This window comes from Solibacillus sp. FSL K6-1781 (genome assembly GCF_038630735.1).
Taxonomy (GTDB): Bacteria; Bacillota; Bacilli; order Bacillales_A; family Planococcaceae; genus Solibacillus; species Solibacillus silvestris.
On sequence record NZ_CP152038.1, the window covers coordinates 2,966,042 to 2,987,003 of the forward strand.

At 40.1% G+C, this 20,962-nt stretch carries 16 protein-coding genes and 1 other annotated feature; of the genes, 5 read left to right on the forward strand and 11 right to left on the reverse strand.

Annotated features, from left to right (window positions below; all coding sequences use genetic code 11):
* Positions 1-12: 12 nt before the first annotated feature.
* Entirely contained in the window at positions 13-1,284 is a 1,272-nt protein-coding gene (gene tyrS / locus MHH37_RS14815; protein ID WP_008407806.1) for a tyrosine--tRNA ligase, read from the reverse strand.
* Between the two features lie 72 nt (positions 1,285-1,356).
* Positions 1,357-1,564: a binding site (T-box leader), on the reverse strand.
* 102 nt (positions 1,565-1,666) lie between these two features.
* Here tyrS and MHH37_RS14820 point away from each other — a divergent pair.
* The gene (locus MHH37_RS14820) at positions 1,667-4,540 is read left to right on the forward strand and encodes a transglycosylase domain-containing protein (RefSeq protein ID WP_008407808.1); all 2,874 of its coding nucleotides are present in this window, start codon (positions 1,667-1,669) and stop codon (positions 4,538-4,540) included.
* 51 nt (positions 4,541-4,591) lie between these two features.
* On the opposite strand, the gene MHH37_RS14825 is transcribed toward MHH37_RS14820, so the two are convergent.
* From MHH37_RS14825 to acsA, 5 genes are all read right to left on the reverse strand, one after another.
* Positions 4,592-5,743 (reverse strand): acetylornithine transaminase, encoded by a 1,152-nt coding sequence (locus MHH37_RS14825; RefSeq protein ID WP_008408241.1) that lies wholly within the window; start codon positions 5,741-5,743, stop codon positions 4,592-4,594.
* Positions 5,740-6,516, reverse strand: coding sequence for an acetylglutamate kinase (gene argB / locus MHH37_RS14830; RefSeq protein ID WP_342573633.1), 777 nt, complete (start codon positions 6,514-6,516; stop codon positions 5,740-5,742). The genes MHH37_RS14825 and argB overlap by 4 nt, the downstream gene beginning before the upstream one ends.
* The gene (gene argJ, locus MHH37_RS14835) at positions 6,479-7,702 is read right to left on the reverse strand and encodes a bifunctional ornithine acetyltransferase/N-acetylglutamate synthase (RefSeq protein WP_008408239.1); all 1,224 of its coding nucleotides are present in this window, start codon (positions 7,700-7,702) and stop codon (positions 6,479-6,481) included. Before argJ ends, argB begins: the two co-directional genes overlap by 38 nt.
* A gap of 73 nt (positions 7,703-7,775) precedes the next feature.
* On the reverse strand, positions 7,776-8,810 hold the full coding sequence (gene argC / locus MHH37_RS14840; protein ID WP_342573634.1) for an N-acetyl-gamma-glutamyl-phosphate reductase: 1,035 nt from the start codon (positions 8,808-8,810) through the stop codon (positions 7,776-7,778).
* 210 nt (positions 8,811-9,020) lie between these two features.
* Positions 9,021-10,742, reverse strand: coding sequence for an acetate--CoA ligase (acsA, locus tag MHH37_RS14845; RefSeq protein ID WP_342576273.1), 1,722 nt, complete (start codon positions 10,740-10,742; stop codon positions 9,021-9,023).
* 170 nt (positions 10,743-10,912) lie between these two features.
* Between acsA and MHH37_RS14850 the strand changes: the two genes are divergently transcribed.
* From MHH37_RS14850 to MHH37_RS14860, 3 genes are read left to right on the forward strand one after another with little or no spacing between them, the layout of a single operon-like run.
* Positions 10,913-11,545 (forward strand): GNAT family N-acetyltransferase, encoded by a 633-nt coding sequence (locus MHH37_RS14850; RefSeq protein ID WP_008408236.1) that lies wholly within the window; start codon positions 10,913-10,915, stop codon positions 11,543-11,545.
* 25 nt (positions 11,546-11,570) lie between these two features.
* Entirely contained in the window at positions 11,571-12,218 is a 648-nt protein-coding gene (locus MHH37_RS14855; protein ID WP_008408235.1) for an acetoin utilization AcuB family protein, read from the forward strand.
* The gene (locus MHH37_RS14860) at positions 12,215-13,378 is read left to right on the forward strand and encodes an acetoin utilization protein AcuC (RefSeq protein ID WP_008408234.1); all 1,164 of its coding nucleotides are present in this window, start codon (positions 12,215-12,217) and stop codon (positions 13,376-13,378) included. Before MHH37_RS14855 ends, MHH37_RS14860 begins: the two co-directional genes overlap by 4 nt.
* Positions 13,379-13,449: 71 nt before the next feature.
* On the opposite strand, the gene ccpA is transcribed toward MHH37_RS14860, so the two are convergent.
* Both ccpA and MHH37_RS14870 read right to left on the reverse strand, forming a co-directional pair.
* Positions 13,450-14,448: a catabolite control protein A gene (gene ccpA / locus MHH37_RS14865; protein WP_342573635.1), complete on the reverse strand. Its 999-nt coding sequence runs from the start codon at positions 14,446-14,448 to the stop codon at positions 13,450-13,452.
* A gap of 287 nt (positions 14,449-14,735) precedes the next feature.
* Positions 14,736-15,821: a bifunctional 3-deoxy-7-phosphoheptulonate synthase/chorismate mutase gene (locus tag MHH37_RS14870; RefSeq protein ID WP_008408231.1), complete on the reverse strand. Its 1,086-nt coding sequence runs from the start codon at positions 15,819-15,821 to the stop codon at positions 14,736-14,738.
* Between the two features lie 177 nt (positions 15,822-15,998).
* Between MHH37_RS14870 and MHH37_RS14875 the strand changes: the two genes are divergently transcribed.
* Positions 15,999-18,155 carry a cell division FtsA domain-containing protein gene (locus MHH37_RS14875; RefSeq protein WP_342573636.1) on the forward strand — a complete coding sequence of 719 codons (2,157 nt, stop codon included), beginning with the start codon at positions 15,999-16,001 and terminating at the stop codon, positions 18,153-18,155.
* Between the two features lie 36 nt (positions 18,156-18,191).
* On the opposite strand, the gene MHH37_RS14880 is transcribed toward MHH37_RS14875, so the two are convergent.
* The 3 genes from MHH37_RS14880 to murC form a co-directional block, all read right to left on the reverse strand.
* Positions 18,192-18,674, reverse strand: a complete 483-nt coding sequence (locus MHH37_RS14880) for a YtxH domain-containing protein (protein ID WP_008408229.1) — start codon at positions 18,672-18,674, stop codon at positions 18,192-18,194.
* 38 nt (positions 18,675-18,712) lie between these two features.
* Positions 18,713-19,222, reverse strand: coding sequence for a DUF948 domain-containing protein (locus MHH37_RS14885; RefSeq protein ID WP_008408228.1), 510 nt, complete (start codon positions 19,220-19,222; stop codon positions 18,713-18,715).
* A gap of 423 nt (positions 19,223-19,645) precedes the next feature.
* Positions 19,646-20,944, reverse strand: a complete 1,299-nt coding sequence (gene murC, locus MHH37_RS14890) for a UDP-N-acetylmuramate--L-alanine ligase (RefSeq protein WP_342573637.1) — start codon at positions 20,942-20,944, stop codon at positions 19,646-19,648.
* Between the last annotated feature and the right edge of the window lie 18 nt (positions 20,945-20,962).

Sequence of the window (20,962 nt, forward strand, 5' to 3'; positions counted from 1 at the left end):
CGTTTAAATTAATTAAGCAAATTTCACCATATGGTATTTTTTCTTACCGCGACGAATAATGGCAAAGGCGTCTTCCAAACGGTCTTTCGCATCGATTACATATTCCAGATCTGTAATTTTTTCTCCGTTCACGCTAATTGCACCGTTCGTAACATCTTCACGTGCCTGACGCTTTGATGAAGAAATTCCTGCTTCTACGATTAACTCCACGATATTTTTGTCTTCTTTCGCCACTTCTACAGAAGGTACACCTGAGAAGGCTACTTTCATTTCCTCTACTGACAATGCTTTTAAGTCACCGGAGAATAATGCTTTTGTAATACGCTCTGCGGCTTCCAGACCTTCCTCGCCGTGGATCAGACGCGTCATTTCTTCAGCCAATGCTTTTTGCGCTTTACGTAAATGCGGCTCTTCTTCAACACTTACTGCAAGGCCTTCAATTTCTTCACGTGACAGGAATGTGAAGATTTTTAAGTATTTCACAACATCTGCATCCGCAGTATTGATCCAGAACTGGTAAAACTCGTATGGAGATGTTTTCGCAGCATCGAGCCATACAGCGCCGCCCGCTGTTTTACCGAATTTTGTACCGTCCGCTTTTGTTACAAGAGGAATTGTAATACCGAACGCTTTCGCATTTTCATCATGCGTTTTACGAATCATTTCCAAGCCTGTTGTAATATTGCCCCACTGATCCGAACCACCTACTTGAATTCGAACGTTGTGATGATCGTATAAATGATTGAAGTCAATACCTTGGATTAATGTGTAAGCAAATTCAGTAAATGAAATACCTGAATCCAGGCGTGACGCTACTGTATCTTTATTTAAGATGTAGTTTACATTGATCAGTTTCCCGTAATCACGAAGGAAATCGATTAATGTCATTGGACCTACCCAGTCATTATTGTTTACAAGAACAGCACCATTTGCAGCATCCGATGAAAAGTCGAATAAGCGCTCCATTTGCTTTTTAAGTCCCTGCACATTTTTATCGATCTGGTCCATCGTCTGTAATTGACGCTCTTCTGAACGGCCAGATGGATCCCCAACTGTACCTGTAGCTCCACCAACTAATAAAATCGGTGTATGACCTGCTTTTTGGAAACGGCGTAACGTAAGCAATGGCACGATATGTCCGATATGCATCGAATCCGCTGTCGGGTCAACACCTACATATAGGGAAACCTTTTCTTCGTTTAATAACTTTTCCATACCTTCCGCGTCTGTTTGCTGGTATAACAATCCGCGCCATTCCAAGTCTTGCAGTAATTCGTTTGTCATTTGTTTTCTCTCCTTTTACATGATGTGTCATTTACTTGTAAGGAAATAAAAAAGTCCCTACACGCAAATGCATGCAGGGACGTCAAATTTTTATTTAACGCGGTACCACCCGGCTTGAAGAAATTTAAATCTCTTTCTTCCACTTTAAGCGTCTATAACGTGACGATCCGTTCAGGCTCCAAGTACGTAATTCATAAATGCGCTATGTCTAGCTTTCACCAACCGCTAGCTCTCTATGCAGGGAACACATTTATTACTGCAAACTCTTCGTTGCCTGAAATTTATATTTTCTATTCTACCTAGAAAATAGTTGATGTCAATATTTATATTCGTTTATATATCAAATATGCTATAATAAACAAGATTTTAGGAGGTCGATGATGTGAAACAATGGCTCGAAAAATTAAATAAAAAAATCGAAATCCTTGCTTCTTCAGAAAGAATGCGCTTCGTCAGAATTGGAGGCGGTGTATTCTGGAATTTAACTTTACTGGCTATTATTTTTATAGCTGCGACACTGTTGTTTGTCGGAGGTGTAGGCGCAGGTTACTTCGCATCATTAACAAAGGATGAACCTTTGCGATCGAAAGAAGAGATGCGCGAACAAATTTTCAGCTATGAAGAAACAAGTGAACTTTATTTTGCGAACGATATTTACATAGGAAAGATCAGAACTGATTTAGATCGACGTGAAACATCGCTAGCTAATATATCCCCATCCTTAATTAATGCTGTTCTTGCTACAGAGGATGAATATTTCCGTGAGCATACCGGCATTGTGCCGAAAGCGGTAATACGTGGATTACTGCAAGATGTATCCAACTCGTCTACACAGACAGGTGGCTCTACCCTAACACAGCAATTAATAAAAAACCAAATATTAACGAATGAAGTTTCTTATGAACGTAAAGCGAAGGAAATTTTACTTGCGTACCGTTTGGAACATTTTATGACAAAAGAAGAAATACTCGAAGCCTATTTAAATATCATCCCGTATGGCCGAAATTCTTCAGGTCGTAACATTGCCGGAATTGAAACGGCTGCACAGGGTATTTTTGGTGTGTCCGCATCTAAATTAAATCTACCGCAGGCAGCTTATATTGCCGGTATCCCACAGGCACCTTTCACATATACGCCTTTTACAAATAAAGGTGAGCAAAAAAGTGCAGAAGGGATGCAGCCAGGTATTGACCGTATGAAAACGGTTCTTTATCGTATGCAGGAAGCAGGCTATATTACGAAGAAAGAATATGACGAAGCAATTGCCTATGATATTTCTAAAGACTTCAAAGGATATGAAATCCGTCCGGAAGAAAAATATCCTTGGTTAACAGCAGAGCTTGAGCTGCGTTCAAAAGAAATTTTCGCAAAAATACTTGCCGAAAAAGACGGCATTGACCCGGACCGTTTAAAAGAAGAAGAGAACTTAAATGAAAAATATACAATACTGGCAGACCGTACAATACGTTCAGGCGGTTACCGTATTTACTCAACGATTAATAAAGACATGTATGATGCCATGAAAAAAGTGACGGAAGAATTCACTTTATACGGACAAACATACAAGAAAAAAGGAAAAGATCCTGAAACAGGCGAAGAAATCGAAGTGGATGTTCCCGTACAAACAGGAAGTATGGTTATTGAAAACAAAACAGGCCGTATTTTAAGTTTTGTTGGTGGGCGCGACCATGAAATTGAACAATTGAATCATGCGACACAAGCTTACCGTTCAAACGGTTCAACGATGAAACCGTTACTTGCCTATGCACCAGCGCTTGATTACGGTGTCATTGGTGCAGGAAGCCCTGTAGTCGATGTGAAATTTAAACGTAGTTATGACAACTATGAACCCGTCAACTATATTCCAACACAGGAACTAGGAATTATTCCAGCACGACAAGCAGTTGCATCATCACAAAACTTAGCAGTACTGCGTTTGTATGATTCAATTTTAGATCGTCGTCCAGCAACCTATTTGGAAAAAATGGGCTTCTCAAAGTTAACTGAAGGAGATTATGTCAATCTTTCTACATCTATTGGCGGGATTACTCACGGGGCAACTGTCGAAGAAAATACAAATGCCTATACAACCTTTGCAAATAACGGACAATTTAACGATGCCTACATGATTGAACGCATTGAAGATCTGGATGGCAATATTGTTTATGAACATGAAGCTGCTCCAGTTGATGTATTTGCACCGGAAACTGCCTATATGATGACTGATATGCTACGAGGTGTTATGAAGCAAGGTGGTACCGCAACATTGGCGAAGAGCCAATTGAAATTCTCATCTGACTTTGCCGCAAAGACAGGGACTACACAGGACCATAAAGATGTTTGGCTAGTCGGATACAATCCGAATATTTCTGTTGGCGTTTGGTTAGGTTATGACCAGCCACGCACACTTTATGCATTTAATAACCGTTACCAGCATCCAAGTCAGCGTGTAAACCGTTTATGGGCTAATTACCTGAATACGCTTTATGACATTGACCCAGAATTAGTCGGTACGAAAGAAACTTTCAAAAAACCTGAAGGCGTTGTAACACGATCATTTTGCGGCATTTCAGGTCTGGCACCTTCTACTTCATGTGCCAATGCCGGTTTAGTTACGTCAGATTTATTTAATAAAAATGTATTTTTACCGTCTAAGCCGGATGACAGCTTTGTATCTTCTACATCGGTTGTTATTAACGGCAACACATATGCCGCATTACCGAATACACCTACTGAGTTTGTCCAAATGAGCGGATTCGGATTAAATCAGGCATTTGTTGACCGTATGTTAGGCAGACTGGGTGGTGACGCATCGAAATTATTGTCATTCACATCAGGTAAAGGTGTTGTAACCGGTGCACCATTCTCGGCAGACAGTGCACCACCGCAACCTGTTTATGCTACATTGGCAAACGGTTCACTTTCGTGGACAGCCTCTTCATCAAATGATGTCGTCGGCTATCGTGTTTATAGTGTTACCGATCAAGGAAGATCGCTCGTACGCTCATTAAAATCTTATGAAGGGTACCGGGTATCTGTTTCACCAGGTGTTCGCTACATCGTCGTAGCAGTTGATATTACAGGATTGGAATCAGGCTATTCGAACGAAGTTGGAGAAGTTGTCGAAACGGCTCCACCGGAAACGGAAGATGAGGAAAATGTTGTACCCGGAGAGGTAATTGAAGAACCCGAAGAACCCGAAGATCTTGACGAAATTGAAGTTGACGTTGATCCTGTCGAACCATCAGGAGAATAACAAAAAAATCTCACCAACTAGTTAAATAGTTGGTGAGATTTTTTAATGTAATTAAATTGATACCTGTTCCTCTTTTAATACACCTTTTAATAAATTGACCGCTTCATCAATTTCTTGTTCGCTAACTGTTAAAGGTGGTAATAGACGAATCACTTTCGGTCCGGCTGCAACCGTTAATAGACCGGCTTCATCCAATGCGGCAACATAAGGTGCGACATCTTCGCCACCGAGACTTAACCCGAGCATTAACCCTTTACCTTGAACCGAATATTTTTCTTCCGGAAATGCTTCTTCCAGTTTATTTACAAAGTACGCTGATTTTTGTTTCACATTATCCAAAAAGGCATCATTGAATATTTGATCGATAACTGTTTGCGCAACGGCAACGCCCAATGGATTTCCGCCGAACGTCGTACCATGTGTCCCTGCACTAAACGTGTTAAAGAGCTTTTCTGTCCCAAGTATCCCCCCAATCGGGAATCCGCCACCTAGACCTTTTGCCATTGAAACAATATCCGGTTTGATGACTGTCTGTTCAAATGCAAAACGAGTTCCTGTACGTCCGATACCCGTTTGTACTTCATCAACAATGACTAAAATATCCGATGATTGCTGGATTTCATGAATGGCTTTCGCGAATTCCTCCGTTACGGGATTTACGCCACCTTCACCTTGGATCATTTCCAGCATAATCGCAGCAGTATCAGCATCAGCTGCTGCTTTTAATGCTGTAACATCATTAAACGGCAAAGTTACAAACTCGCTTACTAATGGACCGAAGCCGTTACGTACTTTGTCTTGCCCTGTTGCACTCATCGCTCCAAATGTACGTCCATGAAAGCTCTGTTCAAAAACAATGATTTTATGTTTTCCTGTATGCTTACGTACTAGTTTAATAGCCGCTTCGTTCGCCTCTGCACCACTATTACAGAAAAATGCATACGATAGATGCAAATCTTCCACTAATGATGCAGCAAGTTTTTCCTGTCCTGGACTTTCAAATAAGTTACTAATATGCCATAACTTTTGACTTTGTTTTTGAATGGTTTCGACAATCGACGGATGTGCATGCCCTAAACTACATACGGCAATACCGCTCGTAAAATCTAAATATCGTTTCCCTGTCGTATCAAATACTTCTGTTCCTTTTCCTTCGACAATAGCGAAAGGTCTTCTTGCGTAATTTTGGAATAATGCACTCATTTCACTAGCTCCTCACTTAAAATAGTCGTCCCGGTTAAAGTTTCATTTACAATTTGTACAGAAGGAATGCCTGCCTTCAAACAGTTAAGAGCGCCCTGTACTTTCGGAATCATACCGCCGTAAATATGCCCGTCGTCAATCCATTGTTCGATTAACCTTGGTGTCACTTCCGTCTGATATTCATCCTTTATGCGAATACCGGCAACATCTGTCACAAGCAGGAGACAATCCGCGCCGACTGCCAATGCAATTTCACTCGCAACTGTATCGCCATTAATGTTCAGCGCCTGCCCGTCCTTCGTTGCACCGATACAGGCAACGACAGGTACAATACCAGCTTCTGTCAAAGTATTTAACATATTTATATTAACATGCTTCACTTCTCCTACATATGCGTAAGTTTCGTAATTTAAAAATTCACTTTCGAGCAGCCCGTCATCAAAACCATTTAGTCCAATGGCAGAAATATTTGCTGAATGAAGTTCATGAACGAGTGAAGGATTTACTTTTCCGATTAATGTTGACTGCACAATGCCGATTATTTCTTTACTCGTTACACGCAGTCCGTTTACTGTATGGGACTCAATTCCTGCAGCGGCTAATTCACGATTAATCGCTGGCCCTCCGCCATGTGTAATAATGAGTTGGATCCCTTGTTCCTGCAATGCTTTAAAATTGCGAAAGAAGGCCTCGTTAAGACCTTCTAATGTACTGCCACCCAGCTTGATGACCATTTTACGAGCGGTATGATGCGTTGATTTGAACGTAGTCATAAGTCAGGTCACACCCCCATGCAAATCCGTGTCCTTTTCCAACTTCCAGTGACACAAATATTTTCACTTCATGCTGTTTTAATATTTCGATGAGTGCTTCTTCGGAAAATTGAATCGGTTCGCCGTTTTCCACCATTGTAGCTCCACCGATTTTAATTGTAATTTTATCAGGATCGATTACAGCTCCAGAATAGCCAACTGCTGCAATAATACGACCCCAGTTTGCGTCACAGCCAAACACGGCTGTTTTCACAAGTGGTGAACCTACAACTGTTTTTGCGATTTTACGCGCTTCTTCATCTGAAACCGCTCCATCCACTTCTACTTCGATGAGCTTAGTCGCACCTTCCCCATCACGTGCAATTGACTTTGCCAAGTCTTCTGATACAAGACGTAGTGCTGTGTAAAAGTTTTCCCAGTCGGGGTGCGCCGGAGATAATGGGTCATTTCCTGCTAAGCCATTTGCCATTACAATAACCGTATCGTTTGTTGATGTATCACCGTCGACTGTAATCGAGTTGAACGTGCAATCCGTTACACTCGATAATGCTTTTTGCAGCTCTTCTGATTCTATATTGGCATCTGTTGTAATAAACCCAAGCATTGTCGCCATATTCGGTTCAATCATGCCAGAGCCTTTTGCTGTTCCTGAAACAATTACTTCCTTGCCATCTATGATCGTTGCATACGTTGTGTTTTTCATTACTGTATCGGTCGTTAATATTGCTTGAGAAAAATCAATACCGCTTTCTAGCTTAGAATCCGGATTTAATAGCTCTACACCTTTTTTAACTGGTTCCATCTTCATAATTTCCCCGATGACACCTGTAGAGGCTACCCCTACCAAACTAGATGCGATGCCAAGCTTTTGTGCTGCAAGCAGTTGCATTTCATATGCATCCAATAATCCTTGTTTGCCTGTGCATGCATTGGCATTTCCTGAATTTACGATTACCGCCTGCATTTTTTTCGTTTCATATACAACTTCTTTTGTCACTTTCAACGGTGCTGCCTGGACTGCATTTGTTGTGAATACGCCGGCAACACTTGCTGGTACTTCACTTACCAAAATTGCTAAATCTTTTTTCTTATGTTTAAGCCCACAATGAACACCTGCTGCAGTAAACCCTTTTGGTGACACGATATTTTTACTTGATAGTTTTTTCATCTCTATTGTTGAAGTCATCTAGTGACCCTCCCTTAATTTAAAGTCCTCGTCATAATATGGGGTTGATTTCTATCTATCTCTTCTTTATCAGTTAAATAAAATACGGAACGAGTTGTAAGCCTGTTTGCTGCGGAAGCCCGAATTGGACGTTCATGTTCTGAATTGCCTGACCGGCCGCTCCTTTAACTAAATTATCGATGACTCCGATAATCGTTGCCCGGTTTGTTCTTTCATCAAGCTTCACGTATATGTCACAGTAGTTAGAACCTTTTACTCGGTTTGTTCCTACAGCGGATGCCTCTTGAATCACCCGGACAAATGGGTGATTTTTATACGTTTCTGACAAACAGTCCACTAACTGCTTTTGTGTTACACCGTCCGTCACTTGTGCATAGGAAGTTGCTAAAATCCCACGTGTCATCGGTACAAGATGAGTATTAAACGTTATTGTTGTTTCAATATCGGTAAACATCGAAATTGCTTGTTCGATTTCGGGAATATGCTGGTGTTCATTAATTTTATATATGGAGAAGCTTTCATTTGCTTCACTGAAATGTGTTGCTTGTGAAGGTTTATTACCAGCTCCCGAAATACCACTTTTTGCATCGATGACCAAAAAGCTCGGATCAATTAATCGATTTTTTATAAGAGGCAGAATGGATAATAAAACTGCCGTTGGATAACAGCCAGGGTTGGCAATTAAATCAGCCTTTTCAATTGCTCGTTCATTCCACTCCGTTAGGCCGTATACACTTCGCTCCACTATTTCCTGTGGCGCCGGAGTTTTTTTATACCAAGTTTCATAACTTGCTAAATTTTTAAGTCTGAAATCCCCCGATAAATCAATTAACTTTGGTCCACGTTCAACTAAAGACGGGAAAATCGTACTCGATACCCCAGACGGCGTACTTGCGAAAACGACATCGTACTCCGCCAATGCATCATCTTCCAATTTAAGTAATGGTTTATCATAAATATCCGTTAAGTGTGGAAATTTATCCGAAAATTGAGTTCCTACTTCTGAGGATGTAAATAACCCGATTTCTTCTACTTCTTTATGATTATGCAAAAATCGTAATAGTTCCAATCCCCCGTACCCTGTTGCACCGATAATACCTGCTTTCATGTTGTCACCTCGTCAAATTTGTATGGCCGAAAATTTTATACGAATTCTAAATGATAAAAATAAGTATAAGTATGTATATTTATTTAGTCAACTGTATTTTTATATAATTGTAGATTATTCTAAATTATCGTTCAATAATAATAACCGCAATAATATAAAAGGCGCCTACATATGTAAGCGCCCCGATTTAAGAAGTACTGCCATTTAAAGTTACTCTTCCATTGTTGATAAATCGCCTGCAGGCAAGTCAAGTTCCCAAGCCTTTAGTACACGGCGCATAATCTTTCCGCTTCGGGTTTTAGGCAACTTATCTCTGAATTCAATTTCACGTGGTGCTGAATGAGCCGATAACCCTGTTTTTACAAAGTCTCGAATATTCACTTCAAGCACTTCACTCGGCTCTACCCCTTCACGTAACGATATAAATGCCTTAATAATTTCGCCGCGGACCGGATCAGGTTTTCCAATTACGCCTGCTTCCACTACATCCGGATGTTCAAGCAGTTTACTTTCCACTTCAAATGGTCCAACTCGCTCTCCCGCTGTCATAATCACATCGTCTACACGACCTTGGAACCAGAAATAACCTTCCTCATCCATAAATGCAGAATCTCCTGAAACATACCATTCTCCTTTTAAAAAATAAGATTCATACCGATCAGGATTTCCCCATATTTGACGCATCATTGCCGGCCACCCTTTTTTGATCGCCAAATTCCCCATCGTATACGGCGGCACTTCATTGCCTTGGTCATCTACAATCGTTGCATAAATTCCCGGCACAGGTTTGCCCATTGAGCCTGGCTTAATCTCCATCGATGGGTAGTTGCAGATCATATGGCCACCTGTTTCCGTCATCCACCATGTATCGTGAATACGATGGTTCAAAATCTCCAATCCCCACTTCACAACTTCCGGATTTAATGGTTCACCGACCGATAAAACATGACGAAGCGTAGAAAGATTATATTTACCGATAATATTCGGACCTGCCCCCATCAACATACGAAATGCAGTTGGCGCACTATACCATACCGTGACGCCATATTCTTCAATTGCCCCATACCATGCTTGTGGACTGAAGCGCCCCCCTACAACGACATTTGTCACCCCATTTAGCCATGGACCGAAAATGCCGTAAGCTGTTCCAGTCACCCATCCGGGATCGGCTGTGCACCAGTAAATATCGTCTTCCTTTAAATCCAATACCCACTGTGCTGTCTGGTATTGCTGAACCATTGCATAATGGACTTGCAATACCCCTTTTGGAGCACCTGTTGATCCGGATGTATAATGCAAAATGGAGCCATCTTCCTTATCGACCCATTCAATGTCAAAATCCTGAGATGCCTCTGCAAAGTATTTATTAAAATCTAAGATCTTATCCGTTTCTTCAATATTTTCCCCGACTACAAATACCGTCTTTAAATGCGGCAGCTTTTCCAGCGGCACTCTGCTCAACAGTGCAGGCGTTGTAATGATCACTTTCGCCTCACTATCCATTAACCGGTCATATACGGCACCTTCCATAAACGCTTCGAATAACGGACCAACTATCGCGCCAATTTTCAATGCACCAATTAAGCTGAAATAAAGCTCCGGCGTACGAGGCATAAAAATAAAAATACGGTCGCCTTTATTTAATTCCGCCTTTTCTTTCAACACATTCGCCGCTTTATTCGAATGACGTTTCATATCATAAAAAGAATATGTCTCTTTTCGGTTCCCATCATTATAATAAAGAGCCACTTTGTTTTTGCGGTGTGTTGTTGCATGTCGGTCTATTGCCTCATACGCAATATTGACTTTCCCCGTTTCAAACCAAGAAAATGCTTGTTCACTATGTTGCCAATCATGATTTGCAGCTGTTTCCTCATAATTTTTCAAATTATGTTCCCCTGGAATAACTGCTAGCTTTTCCATCGTTTTCATCCCCATGAAAAATCCCCTTTCATTAAAAACTACAATCATTTTACAATAAAAATACTATAATAGGCAAAATATTTAAAACTTTCAATCAATTTAGTGACATCTCGCGAATTTAAGCGTATTTTCGCATGAAATAGAGTATAATAGATGTATTAAAAGCAGGTGGTGTGATTATGATTCATGTGAAAAATTATTATCGTCTTGAATTCAAAACGAGGAATGGTAATGTTTTAGTAGAAGGGCCTGTTCCTTCCGAAAAACTTGCTACCTACACATTACATGAAGATTTAAAAGCTTTTAGACCTTCCCATCAGCAGCATGAAGCACTTGTTGGGATTGCTAAACTGGAAGAAGGACGCATTATTGTCATTCGACAGGATAATATAATTGTCGGCTATGTTACGTATCTCTATCCAGACCCGTTGGAACGCTGGTCAGAAGACCGTATTCCAGATATGATTGAGCTAGGTGCCATTGAAGTCATTCCTGCTTTTAGAGGATCCGGCGCAGGCAAAAAATTATTGGAAGTGTCATTTATGGATGATGCAATGGAAGATTATTTAGTGATTACAACTGAATATTACTGGCATTGGGATTTAAAAGGAACCGGTTTATCTGTTTGGGAATATCGGAATATGATGGAGAGAATGATGACATCAGTTAATTTTGAGTATTATGCGACAGATGATCCTGAAATAACTTCTCATCCTGCCAATTGTCTAATGGCGCGTGTGGGGGCACGTGTTGGAAATGAGACATTGGAGAGATTTGACAGACTTCGCTTTAGAAATCGTTTCATGTATTAATTCTTATCACAAAGGGGAATGAACTATGATTGTCGAAGAAATCATGCAAAGAGAGATACATACACTCCTGCCTGAAAACACGGTACGCGATGCTGTGCGCCTTATGCGAGAGGAAAATATCCGTCATGTGCCAATTGTAAACAAAGAAAATGTGGTTGTGGGAATCATTACAGACCATGACTTGAAAAATGCTTTGCCTTCTCGATTGCGCGAAGAACCCGACTCTACGATTTATGATGCCCCAATCGAGAAAATCATGGTTAAAAATCCGATTGTCGGTCATCCGCTAGACTTCGTTGAAGAAGTGGCCATGACTTTTTATGATGCTAAAATCAGCTGTTTACCTATAGTTACTGCCGGCAAACTGGTCGGCATCGTTACGACGACTGATTTACTATATACTTACATCGAATTAACAGGCGCACATAAGCCCGGCTCTAAAATTGATATTCGGGTAAATGACAAACCTGGCATGCTTTTTGAAATTACAAAAGTATTTCACGAAAACAAGGCAAATGTATTAAGTGTACTCGTATATCCTGATGGTGAAAATGTGAAAACCCGAATTGTAAGTGTCCGTCTGCAAGTAATCAATCCGCTGCATATTATTGAAGATTTGCGAAAGCAAGGATACGATGTATTGTGGCCAAACTTACCTGGCGTCACATTATGAAAAAAGCTGTATTTATTTATTCACCAGAACAACTCACTTACAAATTTTCGGACACACACCCGTTTAACCATAAGCGATTACACTTAACGATAGATTTACTGAAAAATATTGGTGCACTTCAAGATGAGGATATCGTCCCTGCTCGAATTGCAACAGATGAAGAAATTGCGCTGGCTCATGATTTGCAGTATATAGAGATCGTAAAAAAGGCAGGCCATGGCGAGTTAACTGCCCAGCAAGGGGAACCATATGGTATTGGAACAGAAGATACCCCCATTTTTAAAAATATGCACGAAGCAAGCGCGCTTTTAGTTGGCGGTACATTACAGGCGGTCGACCAGGTACTGCAGGGAAAAGCTCAGCATGCATTAAACTTGGGCGGTGGTCTCCATCACGGTTTCCGCGGAAAAGCATCCGGTTTTTGCATTTATAATGATAGCAGTGTAGCGATAAAATATATCCAGGAAAAGTACGGACTGCGTGTTTTATATGTAGATACTGATGCCCATCATGGAGACGGCGTTCAATGGTCCTTTTATGATGACCCGAATGTATGTACATTATCGATCCATGAGACCGGCCGCTATTTATTTCCGGGTACAGGCAATATAACAGAGCGCGGGAATGGTGAAGGTTACGGGACTTCTTTTAACTTCCCGATTGATGCATTTACAGAAGATGAGAGCTTTTTAGAAATTTACGAGCAGTCAATGCGGGAAGTATTTGAATTTTTCAAACCGGATGTCGTTTTGACACAAAATGGTGCAGATGCACATTATTTTGATCCGCTCACACATTTGTACGGCACAATGAATATTTATAAAGAAATACCGAAGCTTGCCCATAAATTGGCACATGAATATTGTGGCGGACGCTGGATTGCAGTTGGTGGCGGAGGCTATGATATTTGGCGGGTCGTCCCACGAGCATGGTCACATATTTGGACGGAGATGACCGATCAGCCTGCTCCGACTGGACCGTTGCCACAGCAATGGCTTGATAAATGGCAATCGGAATCACCTGTTCCGCTAATCCCGACATGGAATGATCCTCATCCTTTATATGATCCTATTCCGCGCAAAGCAGAAATTGAGGAAAAAAATATACGAATGCTTGAAAAAGCACTACATATTATTCGTACAGAAAAAAACCGTTCATAACATTTGCTTTGAAGTAACTATAAGGCTATAAATAAAACAAAGCGCCTGTCAGCTTTTGCCAGGCGCTTTTGTTATTTACTCGAACCACGCTTTTCTATGCGATGAGGTAAGATGACATGTTGCTGTTCAACTTCCTCTTTGTTCATATACTTCGTTAATAAGCGCATTGCGACAGCTCCAATATCGTATAAAGGCAATACAACACTTGTAAGTTTTGGTCGTACCATGCGCGCTAGTTTTGAATTTTCGAAGCTGATAATTTCAACATCATTCGGCACATTTTTTCCGCTATCTTGAATGCCATGTACTAGTCCAATTGCAAGCTCATCATTCCCGACAAAAATAGCTGTAGGCGGTTGCTGTAGTTCACTTAAATTCTCCCAGCTTTCCAATCCATCATCATAGGAACCATCTCCAGCAACAATCAATGCATCATCTATTTCAATGTTTGCTTTTTCAAGCGCATCTTTATAGGCTGCAAGTTTATGCTGACCATTCACTGTATACTGTAGCGGACCAGAGACAAAGGCAATTCTCGTATGTCCATTATCAATTAGTGTTTCTACAGCTTCAAATGCCGCATTATAATAATCAATGTTTACAGAAGCTACTTTTTCAGTTGAACTGATCGATCCTGCCAATACTATCGGTACAGGACATGCCTCCACCGCGCGTTGAATATTGTCTGTTACCTCTTCACTCATCATGACAATACCGTCAACCTGTTTTCCTAGCATTGTATCAAGCAGAGACAACTCTTTTTCTTCATTTTGATCTGAATTTGCTAAAATGATATTATAGCGGTACATTGTCGCAATATCTTCAATGCCTCGTGCCAGCTCAGCATTTAAATTATTCGAAATATCAGGGATGATGACTCCTACTGATGTTGTTTTTTTACTTGCTAAGCCACGTGCTACTGCATTTGGACGATATTCGAGACGCTCAATCACTTCCAACACTTTTTTTCTTGTCGCAGGCTTAACATTTTGATTTCCATTTACTACGCGAGATACGGTTGCCATTGATACATTCGCCTCACGTGCAACATCATAAATTGTGACAGTCAAAAGTTTCTCCCCCTTTTTATCATAGTGATACAAGTTTTTATAAACGACTAGTAGAACTAATTGTTATGTATAGCTTCATCATATAATATTTCCATTTCTATTTTCAATCTAAAACCCAGTGAATACGTGGTTTTTTCGTCAATTGTCTTAAAATATTCAAAAAGTATGCTACCAAAACGATAGCACTTGTTAAAAATTGTAAATCACTCTACCACTTCCGTCAAATTAAAATGTACAGACATATTGAAAGCCCATGTTGAAATTACTCAACATGGGCTTCTTAATGATTATTTTGACACTTCGTATTGCTTCATGAATTTTAAAAGTTCTTCGTAGTAAGCATTGAAAGTTGGAATATCCATTTGCTGCTGCTGATCCGATAATGCAACTGATGGATCTGGATGCACTTCTGCCATTACTCCATCTGCTCCAATAGCGATTGCCGCTTTTGAACATGGCAATAATAAATCACGACGTCCTGTAGAGTGCGTCACGTCCACCATTACCGGTAAATGTGTTTCTTGTTTTAAAATCGGAACTGCAGAAATATCCAATGTGTTACGAGTTGCTTTTTCATATGTGCGAATACCGCGTTCACATAAAATAATGTTTTCATTACCTTTTGACATAATGTATTCTGCTGCATGAATAAACTCATCGATTGTCGCTGCTAAACCGCGTTTTAATAAAACTGGTTTATTTGTTGCTCCAGCCGCTTTTAACAGTTCAAAGTTTTGCATATTGCGGGCACCAATTTGAATAACATCGATGTAGTCCAATGCATGGTCTAAATCAGCAGGTGTTACGATTTCTGTGATGACACCTAAACCGTACTCTTTAGAAACATCCTTTAAAATCTTTAGACCTTCCAGACCTAAGCCTTGGAAATCATATGGAGATGTACGTGGTTTGTATGCACCACCGCGAATTAATTTTAAGCCTTTTTCCTGAATCGTTGCAGCAACTGCAGCAACTTGCTCATATGACTCAACCGCACACGGTCCAAATACGAAAGAAGGAGCTCCTGTACCAATTAATTCACCATTTACATTAATGACAGTATCTTCTGACTTTTCTTTACGTGAAACGAGTAATTCCTTTTTCTTTTCTGCTTCTAATTGTTTAAGGGCTGTTTTGAAGATTTGTTTAAAAATATAATCAACCGTCATTTGATTTAAAGGACCGTTATTATTTTCCTTAATTAAGTCAAGCATGTGACGCTCACGAAGTGGATCATAGCGATTGACACCTTGCTTTTCTTTAATTTTACCGATTTCTTCTACTACTGATGCACGTTCATTAATTAAACGTAAAATTTCTAAGTTCAAGCTGTCAATCTGGCTGCGTAAGCTTTCTAAATCTTGTTGATGCATATTCCTCTACCCCTCTTCTTTGCGTATCCGGCACTTTCAGATAAATAAAAAGTATGATACATTTTTAAGTAATAAACTTATTATAATCAAACTATTGTAGAATGTCACGTCTTTTTAATTTAGCGATTCAACTCGCTAAAGTATATTGTGATAATAATTGAAAGGAAGCGTTTTCATATGGCAAACAAATTGTTCGCACTTGATATCGGAACACGCTCCGTTGTCGGCATTATTTTAGAGCAACATGCAGATACCTATCATGTGGCCGATATTTTAGTAAGAGAACATAAAGAACGGGCAATGGTTGATGGTCAAATACATAATGTTTTGTACGTAGCTGAGCTTATACAGGAAATTAAGAATGAATTGGAAGAGACGCATGGACCTTTGGAAAAAGTAAGTGTTGCAGCAGCAGGACGGGCATTAAAAACCGAACAGGCCAGTGTTTCCATTTCTATTAAAAACCGACCGATCTTTACGGAAGAAGATATTAACCGCCTGGAACTGCAAGCAGTACAACAGGCCCAGCAACAATTATTGCTTCATAAGGAAGATACAAAAAATAATCATTATTACTGTGTCGGCTATTCTGTTTTGTATTTCCGTCTGGATGGTGAAGAAATTGGAAGTCTTCTCGATCAGCAAGGTGAGGAAGCATCCGTAGAAGTGATTGCCACTTTCCTGCCACGTGTTGTTGTGGAATCATTGCTTGCTGCATTAAAACGGGCCAATTTGGAAATGGAAGCCCTCACTTTAGAACCGATTGCCGCAATAAATGTGCTGATCCCTCCTTCAATGCGCCGTTTGAATGTAGCACTTGTTGATATTGGTGCGGGAACATCGGATATTGCCATTACAGATAAAAGCACGGTTGTAGCATATGGGATGGTGCCGACTGCTGGCGATGAAATTACGGAAAGTTTAAGTGACCATTATTTATTGGATTTTCCGGTCGCTGAAATGGCCAAACGACAATTACATACGAGTGATGAAGTTCTTATTCAGGATATTTTAGGATTTGACGAATATTTTCCACGTGAAGAAGTGATCAAAGCAATATATCCTGCCATTGAAAACTTGGCAAAGTCCATCGGAGAAGAAATTTTGCGGTTAAACAACAACACGCCTCCAAAAGCGGTCATGCTAGTAGGTGGAGGAAGTTTAACCCCCCACTTAACAGAAGAAATCGGAAAAATATTAAATTTACCGGCTAACCGTGTGGCGGTACGTGATGTGAATGCCATTCAGAATTTAACACGCGCACCACATATTGCAGCAACGCCTGAGCTTGTGACACCGATCGGGATTGCGATTGCCGCACAAAAATCACCGATTCATTACATGTCTATTAAAGTAAACGAACAAGTTGTACGCCTCTTTGAGTTGAAGGAAATGACAGTCGGGGATGCTTTTTTGGCTGCGAACGTCAGAGCAAAACAACTATATGGAAAGCCAGGACATGGTTTGTCGATTACAGTGAACGGTCAAAATGTTTTCGTACCTGGGGAGCATGGGCAGCCAGCACAGATCATATTGAATGGTGAACATGCATCAATTAAATCCCTTATTAAAAATGGAGATCAAATACAACTGATTCCCGGAAAAGATGGGTCAGGCGCATCTGTTACGATAGGGGAAATTATTGATCATGCTTCCGTAAAGATTGTGACAATCCAAGAAACGCAATATACTATTGGACCGAAAATATTCGTAAACGGGAAAATCGGAAAAATGGATTCGCTTTTACAGGACCGCGATGTAATTGTCGTCGAAACAAGCGAAACGGTGGAAGATGTATTGAAATCAATAAACTATTCTATACATGCACAGCAGTTCCAACCGTATTTTGTCCATATCGATGGGAAACCTGTATCCTTCCCTGATTTTTCATCTCAGCTTTACATTAATGGTAAGCCCGGGAAACTGCATTACCCTGTTCAAAATAGTGATAATATTACATTTAAACAGCGTCATTTACCCACTGCTGAGCAAATTGCCGCCCATTTGAATTTGTTATTGGAAGAAAAGGTGATTGTTACGTTCCAGCAAGAACAGGTGGAACTTGTAAAAACAGCGAAAGCGTTTTCTGTAAACGGTCAAGTTGTACAGCGTGAAGCAACAGTGCCGAATGGGGCTACAATTAGTATTATCGAAAAAGAGTCAAGCAAATGGATTTATCAGGATGTCTTTCGATTTTCCAGCTGGCAGCTTCCTGCGTCATTTAAGGGGTCATTTACGATTTTAAAGAATGGGCAGCCTTCTTCATTTGATGCTGAAATATTTGGTGGCGATCAACTGGAAATCCATCTAACCGATCAGCCGATTGTTGGTTAATAAAAAAAAGGCCCCCAATTATTTGGGAGCCTTTTTTTATTGAACATCTGAATGACGAGTTGAGTTTGCTGCGATATCTGGATCTGTATTTACGCTATCTGGATCCGGAGATTCGGCAGCGAGTACTTCTTCATCTACCATTTTATCTAATGGCAATGGTTCTTCACCTTCTGATGAAGCTGTTCCATCATCGAAAGCAGGTGGTTGTTTTGCTGTTTTGGCTTTAACTTTCTCAACAATTGAAGAAGATTGTTCTTTTAATTGCGATGAAAGTTGTGCAGTCTTTTCCTTTGCCGTGCCGGAAAGCTCAATGCCTTTATCCTTTAATGTAACAGCTTGTACTGCTACATCGTTACGCATTTCACTGCCTGTCTTCGGTGTGAGTAATAAGGCTGTCGCTACACCGACAATACCGCCTACTAAAGCGCCAATGACAAAATCCTTTACATGAATTTTTTCATCATCATAAATCGAATCATTTAATCGGTTATAATCATAGTTTACGCGTTTTTCTTCCATTTTAAAAATCCCCCTTGTGATTGAGTGTCATTTTCCCATTACTTACGTTTTAAGAAACCAAATTTCGACTTTCCACCTAAACTTGGTGGTGTTTCATTTGTTTTAGTACTTGTATAAATTACATCTTCTTCATTAATCGGCTTGCGCTGACGCCATTGATCTGCAATCCCCATCGCTACATTACTCCATTGAACGACTTGCGCAATTTTATCTTCATTTTTATGCACTTCTGTTGAAATCGATGTTGTAATGCGTTGAACGGATGAATTCAAGTTATTAACAGAATCGCCAACACCTTTTACAGCATGCATTACTGAATTTAACTTCTCCGATTTATCTGAAATATCATCTGCCAATGCGTTTGTTTTTGTAAGCAGGCTCGTCGTCTCACGTGTAATGCCTTCCATTTGTCCTTCGATACCAGCAACTGTTCCCGCAATCGAATTTAAAGTATTCTTAACAGAAAACAATGTCATACCAATACTTACACATAGGACTAAAAATCCGATTGCAGCCACTAATGCCGCAATATAAAGTAATACTTCCATCAAAAATAACCTCCTCTATCTAGTTCCAATTAATACATTCGACAAAAATTGCGACAATCCTTTTCCTAGAAAAGCATTTTTTTCGCTAAAACCTCATGAAATTCAAGCTTTTCATACGTGAATACTTCTAATTTGTTATTTATTTATTCACTAAAGGCGAATGACCATTTTGTCCATGCTTTCATATTCCCCAATCTCTTGATGAATAAAACCCTTAATGAATAGAAGTTCCAACATTTATCCCGCATTAACGTGAAGTAAGACTTCCGCCTCTAGTGTTTATCAGGGTAAAAAGGCTAGGGAAATGCAAGATTGGTGAAACTAACAATCAATAGGGGATGAAGAAACCCCTACTGATTAAAGTTCATTTTATGTATGGAAAAACAGCTTATCCTTCTACTTCCAGGTTAAGCTGTTTTTCAATTAATTCAAAATTGCTTCAAATGCATCTTGATATTTATGAACATCTCCCGCTCCCATAAACAGGAACACGGCATTTTCATGTTTTTTAAGTTGATCTACTGTTTCAATTGTTAAAACAGTACAGCCATCAATTAAGTTAGCTAAATCATTAATCGTAAGCTCTCCTTGCTTTTCGCGTGCAGAACCAAAAATATCACATAAATAGGCTGCGTCGGCACCGCTCAAACTATCCGCAAAGTTTTGTAAAAATGCTTTAGTTCGAGTAAACGTATGTGGCTGGAATACCGCTACAACTTCACGCTCAGGATATTTTTGTCGAGCTGATTGCAAAGTTGCCGCAATTTCTGTCGGGTGGTGTGCATAATCATCCACTAAGATCGCATTGCCAACTTTCGTTTCAGTAAAGCGACGTTTTACCCCGCCATACGTATTTAGGCGTTCTTGGATCAGCTTTGCCGGAACTCCTTCATAATGACACAGTGAAATTACCGCCAACGTGTTTAAAATCGTATGGTCACCGAATAACGGAATAAAGAATTTACTGTAAAACTCATTACGTACATAAACATCAAATTCCGTACCTTCCGATGTTTTAACAATATTACGCGCAGAAAAATCATTTGCAGGATCAAAACCATAATAAACCACTGGTACATTGGCTTGAATTTTCTGGAGCTGTTCATCATCCCCGCAGGCAATAATTGCTTTATTCACTTGTAAAGCCAGCTGTTGGAAAGCATCATATACATCATCAATGCTCGTGAAATAATCCGGGTGATCAAAATCGATATTCGTCATGATTGCATAATCCGGATGATACGCTAAAAAGTGGCGACGGTATTCACATGCTTCCATAACAAAATAGGAAGCATCTTCTTTACCTGAACCAGTACCATCACCGATTAAATAAGATGTCGGCATATAACCGCCTACAACATGGCTCATTAAACCAGTCGTAGACGTTTTACCATGCGCACCTGTAATGGCAATTGAAGTATAGCGATTGCTGTACTCGCCTAAAAACTTATGATAGCGAATGACTTCAACACCTAGCTCCCGTGCACGCACTAATTCTGGATGATCATCATTAAATGCATTCCCTGCAATAACTATTAAACCTTCTTTAATATTGTTTTCATCAAAATTTAAAATTTCTATTCCTCGGTCACGTAATGGTTGCTCCGTGAAATAATATGTTTCATAGTCGGAACCTTGAACTTGTTCTCCTGCATCAAATAGGATTTGCGCCAGGGAACTCATGCCTGAACCTTTAATACCGGTAAAATGATAGCGTGTCATTATTTATAAAACCCTCCT

Excerpts from the sequence above, each read along its gene's own strand:
- tyrS (WP_008407806.1), bottom strand. The coding sequence starts at position 1,284 with ATGACAAACGAATTACTGCAAGACTTGGAATGGCGCGGATTGTTATAC.
- acsA (WP_342576273.1), bottom strand. The coding sequence starts at position 10,742 with ATGAAAACGATGGAAAAGCTAGCAGTTATTCCAGGGGAACATAATTTG.
- MHH37_RS14885 (WP_008408228.1), bottom strand. The coding sequence starts at position 19,222 with ATGGAAGTATTACTTTATATTGCGGCATTAGTGGCTGCAATCGGATTT.
- MHH37_RS14825 (WP_008408241.1), bottom strand. The coding sequence starts at position 5,743 with ATGAGTGCATTATTCCAAAATTACGCAAGAAGACCTTTCGCTATTGTC.
- argC (WP_342573634.1), bottom strand. The coding sequence starts at position 8,810 with ATGAAAGCAGGTATTATCGGTGCAACAGGGTACGGGGGATTGGAACTA.
- MHH37_RS14870 (WP_008408231.1), bottom strand. The coding sequence starts at position 15,821 with ATGCATCAACAAGATTTAGAAAGCTTACGCAGCCAGATTGACAGCTTG.
- murC (WP_342573637.1), bottom strand. The coding sequence starts at position 20,944 with ATGACACGCTATCATTTTACCGGTATTAAAGGTTCAGGCATGAGTTCC.
- MHH37_RS14855 (WP_008408235.1), top strand. The coding sequence starts at position 11,571 with ATGATTGTCGAAGAAATCATGCAAAGAGAGATACATACACTCCTGCCT.
- MHH37_RS14880 (WP_008408229.1), bottom strand. The coding sequence starts at position 18,674 with ATGGAAGAAAAACGCGTAAACTATGATTATAACCGATTAAATGATTCG.
- MHH37_RS14860 (WP_008408234.1), top strand. The coding sequence starts at position 12,215 with ATGAAAAAAGCTGTATTTATTTATTCACCAGAACAACTCACTTACAAA.
- MHH37_RS14875 (WP_342573636.1), top strand. The coding sequence starts at position 15,999 with ATGGCAAACAAATTGTTCGCACTTGATATCGGAACACGCTCCGTTGTC.
- argJ (WP_008408239.1), bottom strand. The coding sequence starts at position 7,702 with ATGACTTCAACAATAGAGATGAAAAAACTATCAAGTAAAAATATCGTG.
- argB (WP_342573633.1), bottom strand. The coding sequence starts at position 6,516 with ATGACTACGTTCAAATCAACGCATCATACCGCTCGTAAAATGGTCATC.
- MHH37_RS14850 (WP_008408236.1), top strand. The coding sequence starts at position 10,913 with ATGATTCATGTGAAAAATTATTATCGTCTTGAATTCAAAACGAGGAAT.